The organism is Bacillus sp. FSL K6-3176 (assembly GCF_038003325.1).
Classification (GTDB): domain Bacteria; phylum Bacillota; class Bacilli; order Bacillales; family Bacillaceae; genus Bacillus; species Bacillus altitudinis.
The window spans coordinates 94,680-115,941 of the sequence record NZ_JBBOOX010000001.1 but is presented as its reverse complement, the minus strand read 5'-3'; the positions used below and the strand labels follow the sequence as shown (position 1 = coordinate 115,941).

Sequence of the window (21,262 nt, the reverse complement as noted above, 5' to 3'; positions counted from 1 at the left end):
CTCAAGGGTCTTGAGGGTGCATTTCCAACGTCTGCCCATAAGTCTCTTTCAGCCGGTGAAGACTCTTTCTGTGATGGACGATAACATTGTACTTCTCCCTCGCAACGATTTTCCTTATATTTGTTTAATGCGGTTTAATACCGTCTCTTTACCTAGTAGTTCAATACTTTGCGGAAGCTCTGGGCCATGCGTTTGTCCAGTGACAGCCACACGAATTGGCATGAATAGTTTCTTACCTTTATGCCCTGTTTCTTTTTGTACCGCTTTAATGGCAGCTTTGATTTCATCAGGTGTGAAAGACTCAAGACGTTCAAGCTGACCTGCAAACGAAGCCATCACTTCTGGTACTTGCTCTTCTGCAAGAACTTCCTTTGCCTCTTGATTATACTCAATTTGTTCCTTAAAGAACAACTCTGTTAACTCAACAATTTCTGCTCCGTAGCTCAATTGCTCGTGGTATAGAGAAATGAGTTTGCGCACCCACGTGTTTTCTTCTTCTGTCAGCTGCTCGCTTACCTTGCCTGCCTTTTGAAGATGTGGAAGTGTAAGTGCCACAACTTGATCAAGATCAAGTGCTTTTACGTATTGGTTATTCACCCATTTTAGTTTATGCATATCGAAGAGAGCTGGTGACTTAGAAAGTCGATTGACATCGAAAATATCGATGAACTGCTCTTTTGTAAATAGTTCCTCTTCGCCAACTGGAGACCACCCAAGTAGTGCAATGAAGTTAAACAAAGCTTCTGGTAAATAGCCCAAGTTCTTATACTGTTCGATGAACTGGATAATTGATTCATCACGTTTGCTTAATTTCTTGCGGTTCTCGTTTACAATCAGCGTCATATGTCCGAACAGCGGAACATCCCAGCCAAATGCATTGAAGACCATAATTTGTTTAGGTGTATTCGAGATGTGATCCTCACCACGAAGAATGTGAGTCATTTTCATCAAATGATCATCCACCGCTACAGCGAAGTTATACGTTGGTGTACCATCTTTCTTCACAATAACAAAGTCACCGATGCCGTCTGTTTCAAATGAAATCTCGCCTTTGACCATATCGTCAAATTTGATGATTTCTCCTTTAGGCACTCGGAAGCGGATGCTTGGCTCTCTTCCTTCAGCAATCAGCTTGTCCTCTTCTTCTTTTGATAAATGACTGCATTTACCAGAGTATCGAGGCATTTCACTGCGGGCAATTTGTGCTTCACGCTCTTCTTCTAGTTCTTCAGCCGTACAATAGCACTTATACGCCAAGTCTTTCTCTAGCAGCTCGTCATAATATTTTTTGTAAATATCATTACGCTCTGATTGTCTGTAAGGACCGTAGCCCCCATCTTTATCAATGCTCTCGTCCCAATCAATCCCGAGCCACTGCAAATGGCGAAGCTGGCTTTCTTCTCCGCCTTCTACATTACGCTTTTGATCCGTATCCTCGATTCGAATAATAAATTTGCCGCCTTGGCTGCGTGCGAACAAATAGTTGAAAAGAGCCGTTCTAGCATTCCCAATATGTAAATGACCAGTTGGACTCGGTGCATAACGAACACGCACTTCATTTCCCATGAGTTTAACTTCCTTTCATCTGCATCATGTTGTCTGACACCAATTTTTTATAAACGTATTTTATCATCAAAACCCATTCTCATCAAAACGGATTTTACTTTTTCTGAAGAAGTACGGTTGCTTGAGAGGCAATTCCTTCGCCTCTTCCTGTAAATCCAAGTTTCTCTGTCGTTGTTGCTTTGACATTCACCTGTGTGACATCTGCCTCAAGGGCTTCTGCGATTTTCTCACACATTGGCTGAATGTATGGTGCCATCTTTGGTTTTTGCGCCATGATCGTGCAATCGATATTCACCAGTGTATAGCCTTTTTCTTTTACAAGCGCCCACACGTGCTGAAGTAATTTAAAAGAGTCTGCATCTTTAAACTCCGGATCCGTGTCTGGGAAATGTCTGCCGATATCTCCTTCTGCAATCGCACCTAGGCAGGCATCCGCCACAGTATGAAGCAGTACATCCGCATCTGAATGCCCAAGTAGACCCTTTTCATAAGGGATCGTCACACCGCCAATAATAAGAGGTCTTCCCTCTGTTAATTGATGTACATCAAAACCTTGTCCTATTCTAAACATGTTCTAGTACCCTCTTTCCGCATCCATAATTGCCTTGGCAACCAATAAATCATCCGGTGTTGTCAGTTTAATATTGGTATATTCTCCTTGGACAATATACACACTCTCACCGTGTAATTGTTCCACAAGACTGGCGTCATCTGTTCCAAGAAAGCCTGTCCGCTCCGCATGTTCATGCGCTTCTTTTAAAATAGAATGACGAAAAGCTTGTGGGGTCTGGACTGCCCACAAGCTCTGACGTTCAATGGTTTGTTCCACTTTGCCTTCTTGAACGCGTTTGATTGTGTCTTTCACTGGTACCGCTACGACTGCGGAGCCTTTTTCAATCGCTGCTTTAACGAGCAAGTCAATCTGTGTATGCTTAATAAAAGGCCTTGCGCCATCATGAACAAGCACGATGTCCGCATCTTGCACAGCCTTCAATCCTTCGTATACACTTTGCTGCCGTTCTTCACCGCCAGTGACAAGTGAAACAGGCGTTTGAAAAGCGTGTACCTTCAGTAGCCTTTCAAAGTCACGACGCTCTTCTTCATTGATCGCTAAGATCATGCGTCTGCATTGTGAATGAGCGTCAAACACCTTCAGTGTGTGGATGATGACCGGCATTCTTTTCAATTCAATAAAAAGTTTATTGCGGCCGGCCTTCATTCGCTTCCCCTGCCCCGCAGCCGGAATAACTACTTCATAATACATGTTCGTTCTCCCTTTAGAGCGCCTTCTCCAGAAGTTTTGGCTTCGCAAAAATCATTCTTCCAGCAGCAGTTTGCAGCACACTCGTGACGAGCACATCAATGTCTTTTCCAATATAATTGCGTCCTTCTTCGACCACAATCATCGTACCGTCATCTAAGTAAGCAACACCTTGGTTATGCTCTTTCCCATCTTTGATGACCTGTACCTTCATTTCTTCCCCAGGCAGTACAACCGGTTTGACTGCATTGGCTAGATCATTGATGTTTAACACTGCTACTTTTTGAAGTTCGCATACTTTATTTAAATTAAAATCATTTGTCACAACAACACCTGAAGTTAACTTAGCGAGTTTCACAAGCTTGCTGTCAACCTCTTGAATATCTTCAAAGTCACCTTCGTAAATTTCAACTTTAATATCCAGTTCTTTTTGGATACGATTTAAAATATCAAGACCTCTTCGGCCTCTATTTCTCTTTAATACATCAGAAGAGTCGGCAATATGCTGTAATTCCTCAAGTACAAATTGAGGAATGACCATCACACCTTCTAGGAATCCAGTTTGACAAATATCTGCGATTCTTCCATCAATGATAACACTTGTGTCTAAAATTTTCAGCTTTTTATCTTCTATTTCAGGTTCATCATCAGCTGCTCCTTTTTTCTTTGTGACCTTTGCAGATCGAGAGAACAGCCCCATCATTTCATCCTTCTTCTTAAACCCTACCTGAAATCCAAGGTATCCTAAAAAGAAAGCCAGGAAAATCGGAATAATGGTACCAAAAATATGATATGGGATATTGTTTAGCGGGATCACGTTTACAATAAGATATGCTAGAATAAGTCCAAATACTAAACCGAAACTTCCAGATATAAGATCAGGAAGAGGCGCCTTCAATAGAGAATCCTCGATCCATTTCACCCAATTAACCACATAGCCTGTGCACCATTTACCAATGATAAAGAACACAGCGGCTCCTATTAGTGCTGAAGAGTAAGCATTTGTTATGAAAGGTATGTCCTTCACATTTAACAGCAGAAATAACTCTGGAATGATAAAAATCCCTACAACTGCACCGAAAATGATAAAAAACGCCTGAACGATTCTTTTTAACATACCTTCACCTCCTTTATTTTTCATCTGTCAATCCACCTTCATCTGACATTGATATATGCTTAAGTTTCCTATCATCATGAACAGAAAACAAAACCATCATTAATATACCCATATCCATCCATTTTTAACCGTATTTAAGAAAAATTTCTCTTTTTATAGCTGACGGTCGATATAATGTTTTTCTTGCAGTCTTTTTAATCCTTTTTTTATCTTTTTCGCTCTTACTTCTCCAATTCCTTCTACTTCATCCAAATCTTGTACATCTGCTTCCATAATTCGATCTAGCACACCAAATGCTTCGACCACGTTTTCAACGATTGGCATAGGCAGTCTAGGGATTTTATGAAGTAATCTGTATCCTCTAGTGTACACATATTCGTCAATATTTGTAGATGCTGGATAGCCAAGTAACTTGTACAAAATGGAGTCATCTAAAAGCTCAAAACTCGACATATCTTGGAGCTGTTTCAGTAGCACATATGGATCTTTGATCTTTTCTTTCACGTAATCTTTAATAAATAACGCCGCTTCCTGCTCCATATCTGTAATCAGCTCATTGACTTGCAGACGGATCAAGTGTCCTTCTGTCCCAAGCTCTTTGATATACATATTGATTTCATTTTTGATTCTAAGTACCATTTCATAACGATGTAGCACGGATAATACATCACCAAAGGTCACAAGCTCTTCAAATTCTAAGGCGCTCAACGCAGAAATGGCGTGATCTAAAATGGTTTTATATTTCTCAAGTGTTTGTATCGCTTGGTTGGCCTTCGTCAAAATAAAACCAATATCTTTCAGCGTATATCGTCGATTCCCTTGGTATAAGGTAATGACGTTCCGACGTTCAGAAATGGCAATGATTAAGCAACCTGTCTGCTTTGCTACACGTTCAGCTGTTCGGTGTCTCATGCCTGTTTCTGATGAATGAATGGTTGCATCCGGCATGAGCTGTGTATTCGCATACAAGATTTTTTGACCAGAGTCACTTAAAATAATCGCCCCATCCATCTTCGCCAATTCATATAAATGTGCTGGGGAGAAAGCAGAATTAATATGAAATCCTCCATCTACCACACTTTTCACTTTATCGTTATAACCAACAACAATGAGCCCTCCAGTATTGGCTCTTAGGACGTTTTCAATCCCTGCCCGCAGGGGTGTCCCCGGTGCCACAAACTGGACAATATCTAAGAGATCGACTTCTCTCGCTCCTTTTTTCTCTTTTTCCATTTCTATGATCCCCCTAGTGAAATACGAAGTGCCTCTGCTACATTTTCTACACCGACTAACTCAATCCCTCTCGGTTTTTTCCATCCATCTATATTCGCCTGAGGAATAAACATTCGCTTAAATCCTAGTTTAGCAGCTTCCTGCACACGCTGTTCAATTCTTGATACTCTTCTGACTTCTCCCGTCAGACCCACTTCTCCTATAAAGCAATCTGCTTGATGCGGCGCTGCATCTTTAAAACTTGATGCAATACTAACGGCAATAGCCAAGTCTATCGCTGGTTCATCAAGTTTCACACCACCTGCGACCTTTAAGTAGGCATCTTGGTTTTGCAGTAGCAGCCCTACCCGTTTTTCTAAAACGGCCATAAGCAATGACACTCGGTTATGATCAAGGCCAGTAGCCATTCTCCGTGGATTCCCAAAGCTCGTCGGTGAAATAAGTGCTTGTATCTCCACTAGAACAGGTCTTGTTCCTTCCATTGAGGCAACAACACACGATCCAGATACACCTGCTGACCGCTCTTCTAAGAAGATTTCTGATGGGTTTAATACCTCTGTGAGCCCTTCCTCTCTCATTTCAAAAATTCCTAATTCATTCGTTGAACCAAAACGGTTTTTCACTGCCCGTAAAATACGAAACGTATGATGGCGCTCCCCTTCAAAATAAAGAACTGTATCTACCATATGCTCTAAAAGGCGCGGCCCAGCAATCGAGCCCTCCTTCGTCACGTGACCAACGATAAAAATAGGAATACCATTCGTCTTGGCAATTTTCATCAGCTGGGCAGTGCATTCCCTCACCTGAGAAACAGATCCAGGAGCTGACGTGATATCGCTTTGATAAACGGTTTGAATTGAATCGACCACAACAAAAGCGGGTTTCATCTCTTGTATAGCAGACGTTATATACTCCATATCGGTTTCAGCCAAAACATGTAAAGAGGCACTTTCAATACCGAGACGGTCTGCCCTAAGCTTCGTTTGTTTGATTGATTCCTCACCAGATATGTACAACACATTCTGATTTTGATCTGATAGCTGTGCTGAAACTTGTAATAATAGTGTGGACTTCCCAATCCCTGGATCACCGCCAATAAGAACGAGTGAACCTTTGACAATTCCACTTCCTAATACTCGGTTAAATTCTTCTAAATTCGTTTTAATTCGGGGTTCTTCGGATGTTTCAATTGCAGATATAGGTGAAGGTTTTTGAATGGTTTGAACAGAATGATTAAACGCACTTCGACGATTTGCCGGCTCTTTACGAACGACCTCTTCTGTCATACTGTTCCAAGTGCCGCAGCCGGGACATTTCCCCATCCATTTGGCTGACTCATAACCGCATGATTGGCATATAAATTTTGATTTTGACTTAGCCATAGATTGAAGAATACAACTCCTTATACTGGTCAGAAAATAAGTAAAGGGAGGCATCCAACTTACTGGTATGCCTCACACTTTTTTCTTACTATATTAGTTCGTAGCAGCCGTTGCTTTTACGACAATTTCTCCATCTTCTACATCTAATACGATATGTTGGCCCTTTTCAATATTGCCTTTCAGCAATTCCTCAGAAAGTCGATCCTCGACGTGCTTTTGAATCGCTCTTCTTAACGGACGAGCACCATACTCAAGATCTACACCTTCGTCGGCAATCTTGGCTTTTGCTGCTTCCGTCAATTCAATTGAAAGGTCCTGCTCTTTTAGTCGTTTTGTCAATTGATCAGACATGAGAGACACAATCTCTTTTAGATGTTTCTTTTCGAGTGAGTGGAAGACAATGATTTCATCAATACGGTTGATGAACTCCGGTCTAAACGCACGTTTCAGCTCACCCATTACTTTGCCTTTCATATCTTTGTAATTTTGACTTTCATCCTGCACGTTAAAGCCAACATATTTATTGCGCTTCAGCTCACTAGCTCCAACGTTTGAAGTCATAATCAAAATCGTATTTCTAAAGTCAACAGTACGACCTTTAGAATCAGTGAGACGACCATCTTCTAACACTTGAAGTAAGATGTTAAACACATCAGGGTGCGCCTTTTCAATCTCATCTAGAAGCACAACAGAATACGGCTTTCTTCTCACCTTTTCAGTCAGCTGACCGCCCTCATCATAACCCACATAGCCTGGAGGTGATCCAACAAGTCTTGAAGTCGAGTGTTTTTCCATGTACTCAGACATATCAATACGAATCATCGCTTCTTCATCACCGAAGATAGACTCGGCGAGTGCTCTTGCAAGCTCAGTCTTACCAACACCTGTTGGCCCTAAGAAAATAAAGGAGCCAATCGGACGTTTCGGATCTTTTAGTCCAGCACGGGCACGTCTTACAGCTTTTGCAACAGCAACAACTGCTTCATCCTGTCCAATGACGCGAGAGTGGAGCAATTGTTCCATGTTCAGGAGCTTATCTGTTTCTGTTTGAGCAATTTTTGAAACAGGTACTCCCGTCCAGCTAGAAACAACCATTGCGATATCATCAACAGAAACCTCTGAATTCTCTTGTCCCTGCTTTTCTTTCCAAGATTTCTTCGTCACTTCTACCTTTTCACGCAAACGTTGCTCCGTATCACGAAGAGAAGCGGCTTTTTCAAATTCTTGACTTTGAACAGCTGCATCCTTTTCCTTGCGTACTTCATCCAGCTTTTGCTCAAGTTCCTTTAGATTAGGCGGTGTTGTGAAAGAACGTAAGCGAACTTTTGAACCCGCCTCATCAATTAAGTCGATCGCCTTATCTGGAAGGAAACGATCGGAGATATAACGATCAGAAAGTTTTACGGCCGCCTCAATGGCTTCATCTGTAATAGACACACGGTGATGTGCTTCATAACGGTCTCTAAGCCCTCTTAAAATTTGAATACTTTCATCAACAGATGGCTGGTCCACTTGAATTGGCTGGAATCGACGTTCAAGTGCAGCATCTTTTTCAATATATTTACGGTACTCATCTAACGTTGTTGCCCCGATACATTGAAGCTCACCACGTGCTAAAGATGGTTTTAGAATATTAGAGGCATCAATCGCACCCTCTGCTCCTCCTGCACCAATCAGTGTATGAAGCTCATCAATGAAGAGAATGATATTTCCAGCCTGACGGATTTCGTCCATGACTTTTTTCAAACGATCCTCGAATTCACCACGATATTTCGTTCCCGCTACAACGGTTCCCATATCAAGTGTCATGACTCGTTTATCACGCAAAATTTCAGGCACTTCGTTGTGAATAATTTGCTGTGCGAGGCCTTCTGCGATCGCTGTTTTACCAACACCAGGCTCTCCAATCAAGACAGGGTTATTCTTTGTTCTTCTACTTAGGACCTCAATGACACGCTGAATTTCTTTGCTACGGCCAATCACAGGGTCCAAGCTGTCCTCTTTCGCAATAGCCGTTAAGTCTCTTGCCAAGCTATCTAAAGTTGGTGTATTGGCATTGCTATTAGATCCTGCCGCAGATGCACCCGTTTCATTGCTGCCTAGAAGCTGCAATACTTGCTGGCGTGCTTTATTTAAGCTTACTCCGAGGTTATTTAAGACACGGGCAGCTACCCCCTCTCCCTCACGAATAAGACCTAAAAGAATATGTTCTGTCCCTACATAGGAATGACCAAGCTTTCTCGCTTCATCCATAGAAAGCTCCGTAACCTTCTTCGCTCTAGGTGTGTAATGAGGAATAGCTTGAGACACCTCTTGCCCTCTTCCAATCAAGCTCTCGACTTCTTTTTGGATTTTATCTGAAACAAGGCCCAGTGCTTCTAATGCTTTTGCGGCGATGCCCTCACCTTCACGTACAAGACCAAGTAAAATATGCTCTGTTCCGATGTTCTTATGGCCTAGGCGAATGGCTTCTTCTTGTGCAAGTGCTAATACCTTTTGAGCTCTTTCAGTGAATCTTCCAAACATCATATCGTTTCATCCTCCTGTCCATTCCTATGCATTTCTAAGCGCAGCCTTTCTCTAATAATTGCTGCTCGTTTTATATCTCTTTCATTTGGTTCCAAGGCTCCTCCTGAATATTGCTGAAGGAAGCCAGGCTGTGTCAAAATCATGAGTTCATTCAGTATATTACTTGAAAGCCCCTTAATGATACCTAAATCAATTCCAAGTCGCACATCTGACAAACACTTAGCCGTTTCCTTAGATTCAATCATGCGACAATTAGCCAAAATCCCCAAGGAACGGTACACTCTGTCTTCAAGTTCAATTTTAGACGTCTGATATAATGCCTTACGTGCAGATCGCTCTTGTTCAATGAGCTGCGCCGTCACACTATTCAAGTCATCTACAATATCTTCTTCTGATTGACCCAGTGTCATTTGATTTGAAATTTGAAAGATGTTTCCTATTGCTTCGCTACCCTCACCATAAATTCCTCTGACCACAAGACCTAATTGATTAATTGCAGGAATAATGCGATTCATTTGTCTTGTCAGGGCTAATGCTGGTAAGTGCATCATGACTGAAGCCCTAATACCTGTACCTACATTGGTCGGACAGCTCGTTAAGTATCCTCGCTTTTCAGAAAACGCATAATCCACTTGCTCTTCAATCCAGTCATCTATTTGGTTAGCTGCTTTTAGTGCATTAGCCAGCTGAAATCCTGGGAACAAGCATTGAATACGAATATGGTCTTCCTCATTCAGCATGACACTGATTTCTTCATTTTCTGAAAGCAAACAGCCGCCAAATCTTGATTCTGCTAAATTGGGGCTAATCAAATGCTTTTCAACAAGTACCCTTTTAGCCAAAGGCTGCGTTTCATTCATTCGAATCAGAACAAAGTTTCCAATGTCCTTCACTTCCTGGCTCGCAAACTTTTGCTCGAATTGCTGAAGAACAGCTTCAGCCTCCTCTTGAGAAAACTGAGTTGGGAAACGAACATGCTCTAGATTGCGTGCCAGTCGAATACGACTGCTTAGAACAATGTCACTTTCTGGTCCTTTCTGTTTCATCCATTGACTTAATGCGTCTTGAATAAAATGCTGGAGCGACATGTCGTTAATCTCCCTCCCTCTGCTGAGATTGCTCATGCTCTAACGCACGAATTTGATCTCGAACTTCCGCTGCTTTTTCAAACTCTTCCTGTTCAATCAGCTGCTTCAGTTCTTGCTGCATTAACTCAAGTTTCCGGCGAACATGCAGACTGCCAGCAATCCGTTTAGGGACTTTTCCATTATGGACTGTATTTCCACTATGGACTTTCCTTAAAACAGGATTTAAATACTGATCAAAGGTTCGATAACATTCTGCACAGCCAAAACGGCCTGTTTTCCTGAATTGCTGAAAAGTTAAGCCACACTTAGGACATTGATCCACTTCTCTTGCCTCTTGAAAAATAGATGATCCTTTATTCGCACTTGTGGTAAAGCTAGGATCAATATTCAATAAGCCTGATAATAAGTTGTGAATCGAGAAACCTTGGTTTCCACTCATAGCATATGAATCACTGTTTTCTTTTGCACATTGTTCACATATGTGCATTTCTTGTTTTTCTCCATTTATTACTTTCGTAAAGTGAAAAGTGGCTGGTCTCTCATTGCATTCTTGACAAATCAATCTTTTCACCCGCTTTACTTTAATTTCAAAGCATTTAACATCGCTTTCATCATCCGAGCTCTCAGTTCATCTCGTTCAGGTAAATCAATGTGTAAAACAGAACGGTCCATGACACTAATCATCATCTTTGCTTCTCTTTCGGATAAAATGTTGTTCTCAACAAGACGCATGATGATATGATCAGATGCAGCCTGTGATAAACGATGATATATTTGGGAAATAATGTTGTTCAATAAATCGACTTCATCATTCATTTTGACTTTAATGATACGGATATAGCCACCGCCGCCACGCTTACTTTCGACGATATAACCTCTTTCGCTCGTAAAGCGTGTATTGATAACATAGTTAATTTGTGAAGGTACGCATTGAAACTTATCTGCAATTTCATTGCGTTTAATTTCTAATATTTCTCGACCATTCTGATCCAAGACTTCCTTCAAATACTGCTCGATGATATCAGAAATATTTTGTGCCACTCCGCCTCCTCCTCCATTGACTTTGACTATATTTGACTTTAATCTTACTATAAATTTTTTCGATCGATTTTTCAAGATAATCGCTCAACTAACAATATTATTTCCACATTTATCTGGTGCCAAACGTCCCAAAAACACAAAAAAGACCAGTTCCGATTGGAACTGATCCTTTGAAAAGCTTGGCGGCGTCCTACTCTCACAGGGGGAAACCCCCAACTACCATCGGCGCTGAAGAGCTTAACTTCCGTGTTCGGTATGGGAACGGGTGTGACCTCTTCGCTATCGCCACCAAACCTGATGGAGAGAATGTTCTCTCAAAACTAGATAACAATGTTCATTTTTCACATTAGAATATAGGTTAAGTCCTCGATCTATTAGTATCTGTCAGCTCCACGTGTCACCACGCTTCCACCTCAGACCTATCAACCTGATCATCTTTCAGGGATCTTACTTCCTTGCGGAATGGGAAATCTCATCTTGAGGGGGGCTTCATGCTTAGATGCTTTCAGCACTTATCCCGTCCGCACATAGCTACCCAGCGATGCCCTTGGCAGAACAACTGGTACACCAGCGGTGCGTCCATCCCGGTCCTCTCGTACTAAGGACAGCTCCTCTCAAATTTCCTGCGCCCGCGACGGATAGGGACCGAACTGTCTCACGACGTTCTGAACCCAGCTCGCGTACCGCTTTAATGGGCGAACAGCCCAACCCTTGGGACCGACTACAGCCCCAGGATGCGATGAGCCGACATCGAGGTGCCAAACCTCCCCGTCGATGTGGACTCTTGGGGGAGATAAGCCTGTTATCCCCGGGGTAGCTTTTATCCGTTGAGCGATGGCCCTTCCATGCGGAACCACCGGATCACTAAGCCCGACTTTCGTCCCTGCTCGACTTGTAGGTCTCGCAGTCAAGCTCCCTTGTGCCTTTACACTCTGCGAATGATTTCCAACCATTCTGAGGGAACCTTTGGGCGCCTCCGTTACATTTTAGGAGGCGACCGCCCCAGTCAAACTGCCCACCTGACACTGTCTCCCTGCCCGATAAGGGCAGCGGGTTAGAAGGTCAATACAGCCAGGGTAGTATCCCACCGATGCCTCCACCGAAGCTAGCGCTCCGGTTTCCAAGGCTCCTACCTATCCTGTACAAGCTGTACCAACATTCAATATCAGGCTGCAGTAAAGCTCCACGGGGTCTTTCCGTCCTGTCGCGGGTAACCTGCATCTTCACAGGTACTATAATTTCACCGAGTCTCTCGTTGAGACAGTGCCCAGATCGTTGCGCCTTTCGTGCGGGTCGGAACTTACCCGACAAGGAATTTCGCTACCTTAGGACCGTTATAGTTACGGCCGCCGTTTACTGGGGCTTCAATTCGCACCTTCGCTTACGCTAAGCGCTCCTCTTAACCTTCCAGCACCGGGCAGGCGTCAGCCCCTATACTTCGCCTTACGGCTTCGCAGAGACCTGTGTTTTTGCTAAACAGTCGCCTGGGCCTATTCACTGCGGCTTCTCGGGGCTTTAACACCCTAAGAAGCACCCCTTCTCCCGAAGTTACGGGGTCATTTTGCCGAGTTCCTTAACGAGAGTTCTCTCGATCACCTTAGGATTCTCTCCTCGCCTACCTGTGTCGGTTTGCGGTACGGGCACCTCTCACCTCGCTAGAGGCTTTTCTTGGCAGTGTGGAATCAGGAACTTCGCTACTAAATTTCGCTCGCCATCACAGCTCAGCCTTCACGGGAAACGGATTTGCCTATTTCCCAGCCTAACTGCTTGGACGCGGATATCCAATACCGCGCTTACCCTATCCTCCTGCGTCCCCCCATTGCTCAAATGGTGAGGAGGTGGTACAGGAATATCAACCTGTTGTCCATCGCCTACGCCTTTCGGCCTCGGCTTAGGTCCCGACTAACCCTGAGCGGACGAGCCTTCCTCAGGAAACCTTAGGCATTCGGTGGACGGGATTCTCACCCGTCTTTCGCTACTCATACCGGCATTCTCACTTCTAAGCGCTCCACCAGTCCTTCCGGTCTGACTTCACTGCACTTAGAACGCTCTCCTACCACTGTTCGTAAGAACAGTCCGCAGCTTCGGTGATACGTTTAGCCCCGGTACATTTTCGGCGCAGAGTCACTCGACCAGTGAGCTATTACGCACTCTTTAAATGGTGGCTGCTTCTAAGCCAACATCCTGGTTGTCTAAGCAACTCCACATCCTTTTCCACTTAACGTATACTTTGGGACCTTAGCTGGCGGTCTGGGCTGTTTCCCTTTCGACTACGGATCTTATCACTCGCAGTCTGACTCCCAAGGATAAGTCATCGGCATTCGGAGTTTGACTGAATTCGGTAACCCGGTAGGGGCCCCTAGTCCAATCAGTGCTCTACCTCCGAGACTCTTACCTTGAGGCTAGCCCTAAAGCTATTTCGGAGAGAACCAGCTATCTCCAGGTTCGATTGGCATTTCACCCCTACCCACACCTCATCCCCGCACTTTTCAACGTGCGTGGGTTCGGGCCTCCATTCAGTGTTACCTGAACTTCACCCTGGACATGGGTAGATCACCTGGTTTCGGGTCTACGACCACGTACTCATGCGCCCTATTCAGACTCGCTTTCGCTGCGGCTCCGCATCTTCTGCTTAACCTTGCACGGGATCGTAACTCGCCGGTTCATTCTACAAAAGGCACGCCATCACCCGTTAACGGGCTCTGACTACTTGTAGGCACACGGTTTCAGGATCTATTTCACTCCCCTTCCGGGGTGCTTTTCACCTTTCCCTCACGGTACTGGTTCACTATCGGTCACTAGGGAGTATTTAGCCTTGGGAGATGGTCCTCCCGGATTCCGACGGAATTTCACGTGTTCCGCCGTACTCAGGATCCACTCTGGAGAGAACAACATTTCAGTTACAGGGCTGTTACCTTCTTTGGCGGGCCTTTCCAGACCTCTTCGCTTATATCGTTCCTTTGTAACTCCGTATAGAGTGTCCTACAACCCCAAGAGGCAAGCCTCTTGGTTTGGGCTGTTCCCGTTTCGCTCGCCGCTACTCAGGGAATCGCATTTGCTTTCTCTTCCTCCGGGTACTTAGATGTTTCAGTTCCCCGGGTATGCCTTCTCATACTCTATGTATTCAAGTATGGATACTACTCCATTACGAGCAGTGGGTTTCCCCATTCGGAAATCTCCGGATCAAAGCTTGCTTACAGCTCCCCGAAGCATATCGGTGTTCGTCCCGTCCTTCATCGGCTCCTAGTGCCAAGGCATCCACCGTGCGCCCTTTCTAACTTAACCATTTCTTACTTTAGAAAGAATCACTATGTGTGATGAACTTTGCATTGCATTCAATGTGAATGTATTACTTATTGTTATCTAGTTTTCAAAGAACAATCCTGTCTCGCTAGAGACATGTTTGAAGGAATGATCCTTCAAAACTAAACAAGACGAAAACGCACGCTGCTCCATATATCCTTAGAAAGGAGGTGATCCAGCCGCACCTTCCGATACGGCTACCTTGTTACGACTTCACCCCAATCATCTGCCCCACCTTCGGCGGCTGGCTCCATAAAGGTTACCTCACCGACTTCGGGTGTTGCAAACTCTCGTGGTGTGACGGGCGGTGTGTACAAGGCCCGGGAACGTATTCACCGCGGCATGCTGATCCGCGATTACTAGCGATTCCAGCTTCACGCAGTCGAGTTGCAGACTGCGATCCGAACTGAGAACAGATTTGTGGGATTGGCTAAACCTTGCGGTCTCGCAGCCCTTTGTTCTGTCCATTGTAGCACGTGTGTAGCCCAGGTCATAAGGGGCATGATGATTTGACGTCATCCCCACCTTCCTCCGGTTTGTCACCGGCAGTCACCTTAGAGTGCCCAACTGAATGCTGGCAACTAAGATCAAGGGTTGCGCTCGTTGCGGGACTTAACCCAACATCTCACGACACGAGCTGACGACAACCATGCACCACCTGTCACTCTGTCCCCGAAGGGAAAGCCCTATCTCTAGGGTTGTCAGAGGATGTCAAGACCTGGTAAGGTTCTTCGCGTTGCTTCGAATTAAACCACATGCTCCACCGCTTGTGCGGGCCCCCGTCAATTCCTTTGAGTTTCAGTCTTGCGACCGTACTCCCCAGGCGGAGTGCTTAATGCGTTAGCTGCAGCACTAAGGGGCGGAAACCCCCTAACACTTAGCACTCATCGTTTACGGCGTGGACTACCAGGGTATCTAATCCTGTTCGCTCCCCACGCTTTCGCTCCTCAGCGTCAGTTACAGACCAGAGAGTCGCCTTCGCCACTGGTGTTCCTCCACATCTCTACGCATTTCACCGCTACACGTGGAATTCCACTCTCCTCTTCTGCACTCAAGTTTCCCAGTTTCCAATGACCCTCCCCGGTTGAGCCGGGGGCTTTCACATCAGACTTAAGAAACCGCCTGCGAGCCCTTTACGCCCAATAATTCCGGACAACGCTTGCCACCTACGTATTACCGCGGCTGCTGGCACGTAGTTAGCCGTGGCTTTCTGGTTAGGTACCGTCAAGGTGCAAGCAGTTACTCTTGCACTTGTTCTTCCCTAACAACAGAGCTTTACGATCCGAAAACCTTCATCACTCACGCGGCGTTGCTCCGTCAGACTTTCGTCCATTGCGGAAGATTCCCTACTGCTGCCTCCCGTAGGAGTCTGGGCCGTGTCTCAGTCCCAGTGTGGCCGATCACCCTCTCAGGTCGGCTACGCATCGTCGCCTTGGTGAGCCGTTACCTCACCAACTAGCTAATGCGCCGCGGGTCCATCTGTAAGTGACAGCCGAAACCGTCTTTCATCCTTGAACCATGCGGTTCAAGGAACTATCCGGTATTAGCTCCGGTTTCCCGGAGTTATCCCAGTCTTACAGGCAGGTTACCCACGTGTTACTCACCCGTCCGCCGCTAACATCCGGGAGCAAGCTCCCTTCTGTCCGCTCGACTTGCATGTATTAGGCACGCCGCCAGCGTTCGTCCTGAGCCAGGATCAAACTCTCCGAAAAATTACAAAACCGAAGTTTTGTTTTTCGTCAGCGTTTGACTGACTACCTATGAAGTATCATAGGATTTTTTTATAAAAACTCGAATTAACAGGTACGTTTTGTCTTGTTTAGTTTTCAAAGATCATATTGGTGGAGCCTAGCGGGATCGAACCGCTGACCTCCTGCGTGCAAGGCAGGCGCTCTCCCAGCTGAGCTAAGGCCCCATAAAAGATGGTCGGGAAGACAGGATTCGAACCTGCGACCCCTTGGTCCCAAACCAAGTGCTCTACCAAGCTGAGCTACTTCCCGATCTTAATGGCGCGCCCGAGAGGAGTCGAACCCCTAACCTTTTGATCCGTAGTCAAACGCTCTATCCAATTGAGCTACGGGCGCTTATTTTATAATGCCGAGGGCCGGACTTGAACCGGCACGGTAGTCACCTACCGCAGGATTTTAAGTCCTGTGTGTCTGCCAATTCCACCACCCCGGCGTGGATGGTATAAGCGGAAGACGGGATTCGAACCCGCGACCCCCACCTTGGCAAGGTGGTGTTCTACCACTGAACTACTTCCGCATTACAGGATTTCTTTATGTTGTTTGGCAATGCGGGTGAAGGGACTTGAACCCCCACGTCATAAAGACACTAGATCCTAAGTCTAGCGCGTCTGCCAATTCCGCCACACCCGCATAAAAATGGTGAGCCATGAAGGACTCGAACCTTCGACCCTCTGATTAAAAGTCAGATGCTCTACCAACTGAGCTAATGGCTCGCTTTTAAAGCGACTTGTCTATCTTACCATATGAAAGTGGTGCCGGCAAGAGGACTTGAACCCCCAACCTACTGATTACAAGTCAGTTGCTCTACCAGTTGAGCTACACCGGCTTTATCTATCCTAACATTATGTAAGAATAAATATGGTGGAGGATGACGGGCTCGAACCGCCGACCCTCTGCTTGTAAGGCAGATGCTCTCCCAGCTGAGCTAATCCTCCATATTATGTCGTTTCGAATGTCTCTCGATCTGACAAATAGTATTATATAACGATAAGATATTGTTTGTAAAGACTTTTTTAAAATAATTTTTGAATTTATTTTAAAGCTATTTTTTCACATCTTTTCGTTAAGGCACCTAAAGAAGTTTACCACTTGTCTCTTCATTTTAAAAGTCTTTTTTTCATTTTTTTATGTTTTTTTGTTAAAAAGGGCATTAATAGCGCTTTTTCAATGTAAAAACAGCTCTTTTAAAGCTGAAAAATGTTTGTTTTATTCCTTAAATCCTCAGATAACGTGCATATAGAAACGAATTTTTTTATTATTTTATTTTTCCGAGAAACCATTTTGTATATTTGCTTTATATTAAATTGATCCTGGTCATTTTCCAAAAATTCGTCTCAGTGTTCCCTTACCTCATCAAACATTGTGGTGCTTAACTCAAATCTTCCTCCCCTCTCTCATTAGCAAACCAAGATGCCCTTTGCTCTCTTATGTAGGTTTCAATGATCTAGCAGCAAGCGCAGTTCGCTACATATGGTTGCCAGAGGAGAAGATCCTTTTTAGACATGTTTACTCTTTCGATGTTGACTCTTAGCAAGATGAGCGAGCGACGAGATTGGATGATAAGAATTTTATAGAATGTCTAGAATTCCAGTGAAGGGGATGAAATGAATGAGTTATTGAGAATGTAGTGAAAGACCACTATTTTCAATATAGATAGATATATCATTTATTAAAACACAAAAAAGACCAGTTCCGATTGGAACTGATCCTTTGAAAAGCTTGGCGGCGTCCTACTCTCACAGGGGGAAACCCCCAACTACCATCGGCGCTGAAGAGCTTAACTTCCGTGTTCGGTATGGGAACGGGTGTGACCTCTTCGCTATCGCCACCAAACCTGATGGAGAGAATGTTCTCTCAAAACTAGATAACAATGTTCATTTTTCACATTAGAATATAGGTTAAGTCCTCGATCTATTAGTATCTGTCAGCTCCACGTGTCACCACGCTTCCACCTCAGACCTATCAACCTGATCATCTTTCAGGGATCTTACTTCCTTGCGGAATGGGAAATCTCATCTTGAGGGGGGCTTCATGCTTAGATGCTTTCAGCACTTATCCCGTCCGCACATAGCTACCCAGCGATGCCCTTGGCAGAACAACTGGTACACCAGCGGTGCGTCCATCCCGGTCCTCTCGTACTAAGGACAGCTCCTCTCAAATTTCCTGCGCCCGCGACGGATAGGGACCGAACTGTCTCACGACGTTCTGAACCCAGCTCGCGTACCGCTTTAATGGGCGAACAGCCCAACCCTTGGGACCGACTACAGCCCCAGGATGCGATGAGCCGACATCGAGGTGCCAAACCTCCCCGTCGATGTGGACTCTTGGGGGAGATAAGCCTGTTATCCCCGGGGTAGCTTTTATCCGTTGAGCGATGGCCCTTCCATGCGGAACCACCGGATCACTAAGCCCGACTTTCGTCCCTGCTCGACTTGTAGGTCTCGCAGTCAAGCTCCCTTGTGCCTTTACACTCTGCGAATGATTTCCAACCATTCTGAGGGAACCTTTGGGCGCCTCCGTTACATTTTAGGAGGCGACCGCCCCAGTCAAACTGCCCACCTGACACTGTCTCCCTGCCCGATAAGGGCAGCGGGTTAGAAGGTCAATACAGCCAGGGTAGTATCCCACCGATGCCTCCACCGAAGCTAGCGCTCCGGTTTCCAAGGCTCCTACCTATCCTGTACAAGCTGTACCAACATTCAATATCAGGCTGCAGTAAAGCTCCACGGGGTCTTTCCGTCCTGTCGCGGGTAACCTGCATCTTCACAGGTACTATAATTTCACCGAGTCTCTCGTTGAGACAGTGCCCAGATCGTTGCGCCTTTCGTGCGGGTCGGAACTTACCCGACAAGGAATTTCGCTACCTTAGGACCGTTATAGTTACGGCCGCCGTTTACTGGGGCTTCAATTCGCACCTTCGCTTACGCTAAGCGCTCCTCTTAACCTTCCAGCACCGGGCAGGCGTCAGCCCCTATACTTCGCCTTACGGCTTCGCAGAGACCTGTGTTTTTGCTAAACAGTCGCCTGGGCCTATTCACTGCGGCTTCTCGGGGCTTTAACACCCTAAGAAGCACCCCTTCTCCCGAAGTTACGGGGTCATTTTGCCGAGTTCCTTAACGAGAGTTCTCTCGATCACCTTAGGATTCTCTCCTCGCCTACCTGTGTCGGTTTGCGGTACGGGCACCTCTCACCTCGCTAGAGGCTTTTCTTGGCAGTGTGGAATCAGGAACTTCGCTACTAAATTTCGCTCGCCATCACAGCTCAGCCTTCACGGGAAACGGATTTGCCTATTTCCCAGCCTAACTGCTTGGACGCGGATATCCAATACCGCGCTTACCCTATCCTCCTGCGTCCCCCCATTGCTCAAATGGTGAGGAGGTGGTACAGGAATATCAACCTGTTGTCCATCGCCTACGCCTTTCGGCCTCGGCTTAGGTCCCGACTAACCCTGAGCGGACGAGCCTTCCTCAGGAAACCTTAGGCATTCGGTGGACGGGATTCTCACCCGTCTTTCGCTACTCATACCGGCATTCTCACTTCTAAGCGCTCCACCAGTCCTTCCGGTCTGACTTCACTGCACTTAGAACGCTCTCCTACCACTGTTCGTAAGAACAGTCCGCAGCTTCGGTGATACGTTTAGCCCCGGTACATTTTCGGCGCAGAGTCACTCGACCAGTGAGCTATTACGCACTCTTTAAATGGTGGCTGCTTCTAAGCCAACATCCTGGTTGTCTAAGCAACTCCACATCCTTTTCCACTTAACGTATACTTTGGGACCTTAGCTGGCGGTCTGGGCTGTTTCCCTTTCGACTACGGATCTTATCACTCGCAGTCTGACTCCCAAGGATAAGTCATCGGCATTCGGAGTTTGACTGAATTCGGTAACCCGGTAGGGGCCCCTAGTCCAATCAGTGCTCTACCTCCGAGACTCTTACCTTGAGGCTAGCCCTAAAGCTATTTCGGAGAGAACCAGCTATCTCCAGGTTCGATTGGCATTTCACCCCTACCCACACCTCATCCCCGCACTTTTCAACGTGCGTGGGTTCGGGCCTCCATTCAGTGTTACCTGAACTTCACCCTGGACATGGGTAGATCACCTGGTTTCGGGTCTACGACCACGTACTCATGCGCCCTATTCAGACTCGCTTTCGCTGCGGCTCCGCATCTTCTGCTTAACCTTGCACGGGATCGTAACTCGCCGGTTCATTCTACAAAAGGCACGCCATCACCCGTTAACGGGCTCTGACTACTTGTAGGCACACGGTTTCAGGATCTATTTCACTCCCCTTCCGGGGTGCTTTTCACCTTTCCCTCACGGTACTGGTTCACTATCGGTCACTAGGGAGTATTTAGCCTTGGGAGATGGTCCTCCCGGATTCCGACGGAATTTCACGTGTTCCGCCGTACTCAGGATCCACTCTGGAGAGAACAACATTTCAGTTACAGGGCTGTTACCTTCTTTGGCGGGCCTTTCCAGACCTCTTCGCTTATATCGTTCCTTTGTAACTCCGTATAGAGTGTCCTACAACCCCAAGAGGCAAGCCTCTTGGTTTGGGCTGTTCCCGTTTCGCTCGCCGCTACTCAGGGAATCGCATTTGCTTTCTCTTCCTCCGGGTACTTAGATGTTTCAGTTCCCCGGGTATGCCTTCTCATACTCTATGTATTCAAGTATGGATACTACTCCATTACGAGCAGTGGGTTTCCCCATTCGGAAATCTCCGGATCAAAGCTTGCTTACAGCTCCCCGAAGCATATCGGTGTTCGTCCCGTCCTTCATCGGCTCCTAGTGCCAAGGCATCCACCGTGCGCCCTTTCTAACTTAACCATTTCTTACTTTAGAAAGAATCACTATGTGTGATGAACTTTGCATTGCATTCAATGTGAATGTATTACTTATTGTTATCTAGTTTTCAAAGAACAATCCTGTCTCGCTAGAGACATGTTTGAAGGAATGATCCTTCAAAACTAAACAAGACGAAAACGCACGCTGCTCC

General features: G+C 45.8%; 10 protein-coding genes, 9 tRNA genes, 5 rRNA genes and 1 other annotated feature (1 of these 25 running past the window's edge). All 24 genes read right to left on the bottom strand.

All coding sequences use genetic code 11. The annotated features are described in order from the left end of the window. Positions 1 to 114: a binding site (T-box leader), on the bottom strand; it reaches 116 nt to the left of the window's first position. Then, complete coding sequence (gene gltX / locus MHB38_RS00615; protein ID WP_007496275.1) at positions 115 to 1,566, bottom strand: glutamate--tRNA ligase; 1,452 nt, start codon at positions 1,564 to 1,566, stop codon at positions 115 to 117. A 94-nt stretch (positions 1,567 to 1,660) separates the two neighbouring features. Further along, on the bottom strand, positions 1,661 to 2,137 hold the full coding sequence (gene ispF / locus MHB38_RS00610; protein WP_007496273.1) for a 2-C-methyl-D-erythritol 2,4-cyclodiphosphate synthase: 477 nt from the start codon (positions 2,135 to 2,137) through the stop codon (positions 1,661 to 1,663). Between the two features lie 3 nt (positions 2,138 to 2,140). Beyond that, positions 2,141 to 2,830 carry a 2-C-methyl-D-erythritol 4-phosphate cytidylyltransferase gene (gene ispD, locus MHB38_RS00605; protein ID WP_341002037.1) on the bottom strand — a complete coding sequence of 230 codons (690 nt, stop codon included), beginning with the start codon at positions 2,828 to 2,830 and terminating at the stop codon, positions 2,141 to 2,143. Positions 2,831 to 2,843: 13 nt separating this feature from the next. Continuing rightward, positions 2,844 to 3,944: a PIN/TRAM domain-containing protein gene (locus MHB38_RS00600; protein ID WP_003217214.1), complete on the bottom strand. Its 1,101-nt coding sequence runs from the start codon at positions 3,942 to 3,944 to the stop codon at positions 2,844 to 2,846. Between the two features lie 153 nt (positions 3,945 to 4,097). Then, positions 4,098 to 5,177, bottom strand: coding sequence for a DNA integrity scanning diadenylate cyclase DisA (disA, locus tag MHB38_RS00595; RefSeq protein WP_007496267.1), 1,080 nt, complete (start codon positions 5,175 to 5,177; stop codon positions 4,098 to 4,100). 2 nt (positions 5,178 to 5,179) lie between these two features. Beyond that, positions 5,180 to 6,559: a DNA repair protein RadA gene (gene radA, locus MHB38_RS00590; protein ID WP_017359160.1), complete on the bottom strand. Its 1,380-nt coding sequence runs from the start codon at positions 6,557 to 6,559 to the stop codon at positions 5,180 to 5,182. Positions 6,560 to 6,652: 93 nt separating this feature from the next. Continuing rightward, the gene (clpC, locus tag MHB38_RS00585) at positions 6,653 to 9,088 is read right to left on the bottom strand and encodes an ATP-dependent protease ATP-binding subunit ClpC (RefSeq protein WP_007496263.1); all 2,436 of its coding nucleotides are present in this window, start codon (positions 9,086 to 9,088) and stop codon (positions 6,653 to 6,655) included. After that, positions 9,085 to 10,176 carry a protein arginine kinase gene (locus MHB38_RS00580; protein WP_024718295.1) on the bottom strand — a complete coding sequence of 364 codons (1,092 nt, stop codon included), beginning with the start codon at positions 10,174 to 10,176 and terminating at the stop codon, positions 9,085 to 9,087. The genes clpC and MHB38_RS00580 overlap by 4 nt, the downstream gene beginning before the upstream one ends. Before the next feature lie 4 nt (positions 10,177 to 10,180). Then, positions 10,181 to 10,738, bottom strand: a complete 558-nt coding sequence (locus tag MHB38_RS00575) for a UvrB/UvrC motif-containing protein (protein ID WP_007496258.1) — start codon at positions 10,736 to 10,738, stop codon at positions 10,181 to 10,183. Positions 10,739 to 10,752: 14 nt separating this feature from the next. Next, complete coding sequence (locus MHB38_RS00570; RefSeq protein ID WP_003217184.1) at positions 10,753 to 11,217, bottom strand: CtsR family transcriptional regulator; 465 nt, start codon at positions 11,215 to 11,217, stop codon at positions 10,753 to 10,755. Between the two features lie 177 nt (positions 11,218 to 11,394). Beyond that, positions 11,395 to 11,510 (bottom strand): 5S ribosomal RNA (gene rrf / locus MHB38_RS00565). Between the two features lie 61 nt (positions 11,511 to 11,571). Then, a 23S ribosomal RNA gene (locus tag MHB38_RS00560) occupies positions 11,572 to 14,502 on the bottom strand. Positions 14,503 to 14,683: 181 nt separating this feature from the next. Next, positions 14,684 to 16,232 (bottom strand): 16S ribosomal RNA (locus MHB38_RS00555). Between the two features lie 127 nt (positions 16,233 to 16,359). Continuing rightward, positions 16,360 to 16,435, bottom strand: a tRNA-Ala gene (locus MHB38_RS00550). An 8-nt stretch (positions 16,436 to 16,443) separates the two neighbouring features. Then, positions 16,444 to 16,520, bottom strand: a tRNA-Pro gene (locus MHB38_RS00545). Positions 16,521 to 16,527: 7 nt separating this feature from the next. Next, positions 16,528 to 16,604: transfer RNA gene (locus MHB38_RS00540), tRNA-Arg, on the bottom strand. Between the two features lie 11 nt (positions 16,605 to 16,615). Next, positions 16,616 to 16,701: transfer RNA gene (locus MHB38_RS00535), tRNA-Leu, on the bottom strand. Positions 16,702 to 16,713: 12 nt separating this feature from the next. Next, a tRNA-Gly gene (locus MHB38_RS00530) sits at positions 16,714 to 16,785 on the bottom strand. 30 nt (positions 16,786 to 16,815) lie between these two features. Continuing rightward, positions 16,816 to 16,898, bottom strand: a tRNA-Leu gene (locus MHB38_RS00525). 7 nt (positions 16,899 to 16,905) lie between these two features. Next, a tRNA-Lys gene (locus MHB38_RS00520) sits at positions 16,906 to 16,981 on the bottom strand. A 37-nt stretch (positions 16,982 to 17,018) separates the two neighbouring features. After that, a tRNA-Thr gene (locus MHB38_RS00515) sits at positions 17,019 to 17,094 on the bottom strand. Between the two features lie 33 nt (positions 17,095 to 17,127). Further along, positions 17,128 to 17,203: transfer RNA gene (locus MHB38_RS00510), tRNA-Val, on the bottom strand. Between the two features lie 782 nt (positions 17,204 to 17,985). Next, positions 17,986 to 18,101 (bottom strand): 5S ribosomal RNA (rrf, locus tag MHB38_RS00505). A 61-nt stretch (positions 18,102 to 18,162) separates the two neighbouring features. Then, positions 18,163 to 21,093, bottom strand: a 23S ribosomal RNA gene (locus MHB38_RS00500). Together the 16S, 23S and 5S rRNA genes with 9 tRNA genes alongside form the textbook arrangement of a ribosomal RNA operon. Positions 21,094 to 21,262: the final 169 nt, after the last annotated feature.

What these genes read in the sequence shown, in the direction of transcription:
- clpC (WP_007496263.1), bottom strand. Translation starts at nt 9,088, where the DNA reads ATGATGTTTGGAAGATTCACTGAAAGAGCTCAAAAGGTATTAGCACTT.
- gltX (WP_007496275.1), bottom strand. Translation starts at nt 1,566, where the DNA reads ATGGGAAATGAAGTGCGTGTTCGTTATGCACCGAGTCCAACTGGTCAT.
- ispD (WP_341002037.1), bottom strand. Translation starts at nt 2,830, where the DNA reads ATGTATTATGAAGTAGTTATTCCGGCTGCGGGGCAGGGGAAGCGAATG.
- disA (WP_007496267.1), bottom strand. Translation starts at nt 5,177, where the DNA reads ATGGAAAAAGAGAAAAAAGGAGCGAGAGAAGTCGATCTCTTAGATATT.
- MHB38_RS00600 (WP_003217214.1), bottom strand. Translation starts at nt 3,944, where the DNA reads ATGTTAAAAAGAATCGTTCAGGCGTTTTTTATCATTTTCGGTGCAGTT.
- radA (WP_017359160.1), bottom strand. Translation starts at nt 6,559, where the DNA reads ATGGCTAAGTCAAAATCAAAATTTATATGCCAATCATGCGGTTATGAG.
- MHB38_RS00580 (WP_024718295.1), bottom strand. Translation starts at nt 10,176, where the DNA reads ATGTCGCTCCAGCATTTTATTCAAGACGCATTAAGTCAATGGATGAAA.
- ispF (WP_007496273.1), bottom strand. Translation starts at nt 2,137, where the DNA reads ATGTTTAGAATAGGACAAGGTTTTGATGTACATCAATTAACAGAGGGA.